The organism is Arthrobacter sp. JCM 19049, from assembly GCF_001310435.1.
This window is the reverse complement of sequence record NZ_BAXF01000664.1, coordinates 1-995: the sequence shown is the minus strand read 5'-3', so window position 1 is coordinate 995 and position 995 is coordinate 1. Positions and strand designations below refer to the sequence as shown.

General features: G+C 68.0%; 1 protein-coding gene and 2 pseudogenes. 1 reads left to right on the top strand and 2 read right to left on the bottom strand.

The window, feature by feature from the left end; translation table 11 throughout:
• Window positions 1–184 (bottom strand): annotated as a pseudogene (locus JCM19049_RS21350) (alpha/beta hydrolase); the annotation flags it as partial.
• A gap of 39 nt (window positions 185–223) precedes the next feature.
• The gene (locus JCM19049_RS15360) at window positions 224–700 is read right to left on the bottom strand and encodes a GNAT family N-acetyltransferase (RefSeq protein WP_054821996.1); all 477 of its coding nucleotides are present in this window, start codon (window positions 698–700) and stop codon (window positions 224–226) included.
• An 84-nt stretch (window positions 701–784) separates the two neighbouring features.
• On the opposite strand from JCM19049_RS15360, the pseudogene JCM19049_RS15355 reads away from it, so the two are divergent.
• Window positions 785–995: pseudogene (locus JCM19049_RS15355) on the top strand (metal-dependent hydrolase); the annotation flags it as partial.

Below are 995 nucleotides of genomic sequence, written 5' to 3'. Positions count from 1 at the left end.
CCAGCAGCAGCACCGGAAATGCTTGACCGCCTCGGCCAGCCAGCCGAGAGCGAGGCCGGGCGCGGGGACTTGCCGCCGGGTCCGCCCTGCAGATACAGCAGCAGGGCTTGGCCGGATCGGTGCTCACCTCACGGGCGTAGACGCTGATCTGCTCCCCGTGCGGGTTCTGGTGATCCAGCGGCACCTGGACCAGTGTCGGTGACGTGCATGCCGCGGTACTCCATCAGGCACCCGCCTTCGCCAGCGCCGCACCGTCCAGCCGCCGGGTGGTCCAGCCGTCCAGGGAGCTGGAGCCGATGGCGTCGTAGAAGCCGATCGCCGGGGCGTTCCAGTCCAGCACCGCCCACTCCAGGCGCCGGTACCCGCGCTCGACGGCGATCCGCGCCAACTCCTTCAGCAGCGCGCTGCCCAGCCCCTGCCCGCGGGCGGACTCACGCACCACCAGGTCCTCCAGGTGGATCCCGTGCCGGCCCTCCCACGTCGAATAGGTCAGGTACCAGATCGCCACCCCGGCCACCTGCCCGTTGGCATCCTCGGCCACGTGGGCGAAGACCTGCGGGTTGGCGCCGAACAGGTGCTCCTGCAGGTCCGCGACGGTGTTCTTCACCGCGTCCGGTTCCTTTTCGTAGACGGCCAGCTCATGGATCAGCTCCAGGATGCGGGCACAGTCGTGCTTCTGCGCAATTCTCACGGTTGACATGTGTCTAAGGTTACCCCTGTCGCGGATCGGGAAGTGTCGTACATACGTTCTAAGGTTGAATCCATGATGGGTGGACACCACGCCATGAGCGGCGCGGCCGCGTGGCTGGCAATAACAACACAGGTGGACCTCGGACCGGTGAACCTGGGGCTCGGGCTGTTCGAGATGAACCAGTGGGAGACGCTGGCCGGGGCGATCGTGTGCGCCGGGGCGGCGATGCTGCCCGACGCGGACCACCCCTCGGCGACCATCGCCCGCTCCCTGCCGCCGATTTCCAACCTGGTCACCCGCCTGG

Coding starts and splice junctions, on each gene's coding strand:
- JCM19049_RS15360 (WP_054821996.1), bottom strand. CDS start 700: ATGTCAACCGTGAGAATTGCGCAGAAGCACGACTGTGCCCGCATCCTG.